This is a genomic window from Nocardia amamiensis (assembly GCF_015477605.1).
Lineage (GTDB): Bacteria > Actinomycetota > Actinomycetes > Mycobacteriales > Mycobacteriaceae > Nocardia > Nocardia amamiensis_A.
This window is the reverse complement of sequence record NZ_JADLQX010000110.1, coordinates 1-3325: the sequence shown is the minus strand read 5'-3', so window position 1 is coordinate 3325 and position 3325 is coordinate 1. Positions and strand designations below refer to the sequence as shown.

Annotated in this window: 3 protein-coding genes; all 3 read left to right on the top strand. The window is 64.9% G+C overall.

The features are described 5' to 3' along the window. The first annotated feature begins 164 nt into the window (after nucleotides 1-164). Complete coding sequence (istA, locus tag IU459_RS36850) at nucleotides 165-1712, top strand: IS21 family transposase (protein ID WP_195134205.1); 1548 nt, start codon at nucleotides 165-167, stop codon at nucleotides 1710-1712. Beyond that, nucleotides 1709-2527, top strand: coding sequence for an ATP-binding protein (locus IU459_RS36845; RefSeq protein WP_195134204.1), 819 nt, complete (start codon nucleotides 1709-1711; stop codon nucleotides 2525-2527). Before istA ends, IU459_RS36845 begins: the two co-directional genes overlap by 4 nt. A 111-nt stretch (nucleotides 2528-2638) precedes the next feature. Next, entirely contained in the window at nucleotides 2639-3220 is a 582-nt protein-coding gene (locus IU459_RS36840) for a hypothetical protein (RefSeq protein ID WP_195134203.1), read from the top strand. Nucleotides 3221-3325: the final 105 nt, after the last annotated feature.

The following is a 3325-nucleotide window of genomic DNA, read 5'->3' as shown; positions in this document are numbered from 1 at the left end:
TGTCGGTTGCCAGGGGGAAGGGACCACTTCGGAGCTGGTTTTGCCCTGAGCATGGGACCACCCGTTTGCCACTGATGGGACCACCTGACTAGCGGTTTTGCCAGTTATGGGACCACCCGGCGCGGCTTCGGGGTTTCCGGTCGCTCGGCCGCTGTATTGGCGGAATGAGCTACCGGGAGGTTTCGGTGATCGAGATCAGGGAGATGCTGCGGTTATGGCTGCAGGGTCGCGGGTTGCGGGAGGTGGCCCGGCTGTCGGGCACTGACCGCAAGACGGTGCGCCGGTATGTCGAGCGAGCGCAGTCGTGTGGTGTGGACCGCGACGAGGGTGTGGAGCAGTTGACCGATGAGCTGCTGACGGCGGTGATCGCCGGGGTTCGTCGGTCTCGACCGAACGGTAAGAGCGATGCGTGGGAAACTCTCGCCGGTCAGTCCGAGCAGATCAAGCAGTGGCTGGACCAGGGCCTGACCCTGACGAAGATTCATATTCTGCTCGCCCGCCGTGGTGTGATGGTGTCGTATCGGACGTTGAACCGTTATGCGCAGGCGGAATTGGGTTTCGGGAAGCGCCGCACGACGGTGCGGGTGGCCGACTGCGAACCCGGCGCGGAAGTACAGGTCGACTTCGGCCGGCTCGGCCTGCTGACCGATGTCGAGGGCCGTCGACGGGTGGTGAAGGGGCTGATCTTCACCGCGGTGTATTCGCGGCACATGTTCGTCTTCCCGACCTACCGGGAAACCCTCAACGACGTCATCGCCGGGTTCGAAGCCGCCTGGGTGTTCTTCGATGGCGTGTTCGCCGTCGCGATTCCGGACAACATGAAGGCCATCGTCGACAAGGCTGACGCGACCGATCCTCGATTGAACGATTCGTTCCGCGAGTATGCCGAGTCTCGTGGGTTCGTTGTTGATCCGGCGCGGATCCGCAGCCCGCAGGACAAACCGCGCGTCGAACGCTGCGTCCCTTATGCGCGGTCGAATTTCTTTGCCGGAGAACAATTCCGGAATTTAGAGGACTGCCGGGAACGCGCGCAGCGGTGGTGCCTGGAAACCGCGGGGATGAGAATACATGGCACCACTCGACTGCGTCCGGCCGAGGTGTTCGCCACTGACGAGCATCCGAAGCTCAAACCGTTGCCCGATACCGTGTTCGACGTCCCGACCTGGGTGAATCCGAAGGTTGCGCCGGACCGGCATGTTCAGATCTGCCAGGCTCTCTACAGCATTCCCGGTGATCTCGTCGGGCAGCGGTTGAGCGCCCGTGTCGACTCGCAGACGGTGAAGCTCTACTTCCGTGGTGAGCTGATCAAAGTCCATGCCCGGGTCGCCGCGGGCCGACGGCAGACCGATCCGGCGGACCTGCCCAGCGAGCTGACCGCCTATGCGATGCGGGACCTGACGACGTTGCAGCGCAAAGCGTTCGACCACGGCGGGCATGTCGGTTCCTATGCGGCGGCGGTGCTCGAGCATCCACTGCCGTGGACGAAGATGCGGCAGGTTTACCGGCTGCTCGGGCTGGTGCGCCGCCACGGCGCCGACGCCGTCGATGATGCCTGCCGCCGCGCTCTGGACGCCGAGGTCGTCGACGTCGGTGTCATCGACCGCATGCTCACCCGCGGCACCACGGCCCAGCAGCTGACGCTGCTGCCGCCACCGGCGCCGTCCCGGTTCGTCCGTTCCACCACCGACTTCTCTGTCAGGAGGCCGTCATGAGCACCACCACCCGCCGTCCCGCCGCCGTCCCAGCGGTCAAACCGATCGAGGTCACCCCGGAGCTGAAGTCGCTGATGCGCAGGCTCAAGCTCGGCCAACTCCTGGACACCCTCCCCGAACGCCTGGCCCTGGCGCGGTCGAACCGGCTACCCCACCACGACTTCCTGGAAATGCTGTTCGCAGACGAGGTCGCCCGCCGCGACCGGCAATCCGAGCAACGCCGCGCCAAGACGGCCCATCTGGATCCACAGATGCACCTGGCGGCATGGGACGATTCGACAGCGGTCACCTTCGACCGCGAACTCTGGGCCGAGCTGACCTCGCTGCGGTTCCTCGCCGACGCCTACAACGTCCTGGTGATGGGGCCGGTCGGGGTCGGAAAGACGTTCCTGGCCAACGCATTAGGACACATCGCGGTCCGCCGCCACCATACCGTTCACACCGAGCGCGCCGACAAACTGTTCAAACGGTTGCGTGGTGCGCGCCTGGACGGCAGCTACGAAGACGAGATGCGCAAACTGCACCGCGTGGACCTGTTGATCCTCGATGACCTGGCCTTGCATCGATTGGAGACGCCCGAAACCAACGACTTCTACGAGCTGATCGTCGAACGCCACCGCAAAGCCTCGACGATCATCACCAGCAACCGGGAACCCCCGGAGATCCTGACCATGATGGCCGACCCGCTGCTGGCCCAGTCGGCGATGGACCGGCTGCAATCGGCGGCCTACGAGCTCGTCGTCGAGGGCGAGTCCTACCGGCAACGCCAAAAGCCCCGCCGCGGCAAACCAGCCGGACCAGCCGACTCGGATTGACCCAGCCCTCCAGTCCTGGGCACCATCACCCACACGGTCTGCGCCGGCAACGAGCTGATCACTGTGATGGCACAGCGGCGGCACCGACCGGGGAAGGGATGAAAGACCGTCATGCAGCGCTGCTACAGCACCGACACAGCCGATCAATGGGCAGGATGGTCGTACTACGGTGCCGCCCACCGATACGACATCCACGACACACCCGAGGCCACTTCGGCCTGCACGCAGGCAATGGACCGGCTCGAAACAGCCGCCGATGAGGCACGGTTACGCGAACTCGCCCACGACGGCGACCGCTGCGCCTTCATCCGGTTGATCGAGATCATGGTGGACGCAGACCGCGTCGATGACCTGCGGCTCCTGGCACGCGCCGGGGATGGCCGCGCGTTCGCGACACTCATGGAATACCTGGTCCGAACCAACAGCATCGACCGGCTGCGCGCGGAGGCGTCCGAGTTCGCCAGCGCCCGACTATGGCTGGCGCAACTGCACTTCCACCGCGGTGAGCATGAGGCCGGGCTCGCTGAGCTAGAAGCCATGGAAAGCGATCCCGACAACGGTTTCTACGCGCACTCCGAACGAATAGCGCAGTTGATCCGGCTCGACCGGATAGCCGAAGTCCGCACGATGGCCGACGCCGGCGACCGGACAGCCACACGACGTCTGAAGCGGATATCCGCCACACCGGATTGACCAGCAACCCGATCATGCGTCACCATCACCACACGGCCCGCGACCAGACAACACGGTCCCATACCCGTGGCAAACCGGTGGTCCCATCACCCTGGCAAGCGACAG

Bases quoted from the DNA above. Each gene is read 5' to 3' on its own strand.
- istA (WP_195134205.1), top strand. From the start codon at position 165: ATGAGCTACCGGGAGGTTTCGGTGATCGAGATCAGGGAGATGCTGCGG.
- IU459_RS36845 (WP_195134204.1), top strand. From the start codon at position 1,709: ATGAGCACCACCACCCGCCGTCCCGCCGCCGTCCCAGCGGTCAAACCG.
- IU459_RS36840 (WP_195134203.1), top strand. From the start codon at position 2,639: ATGCAGCGCTGCTACAGCACCGACACAGCCGATCAATGGGCAGGATGG.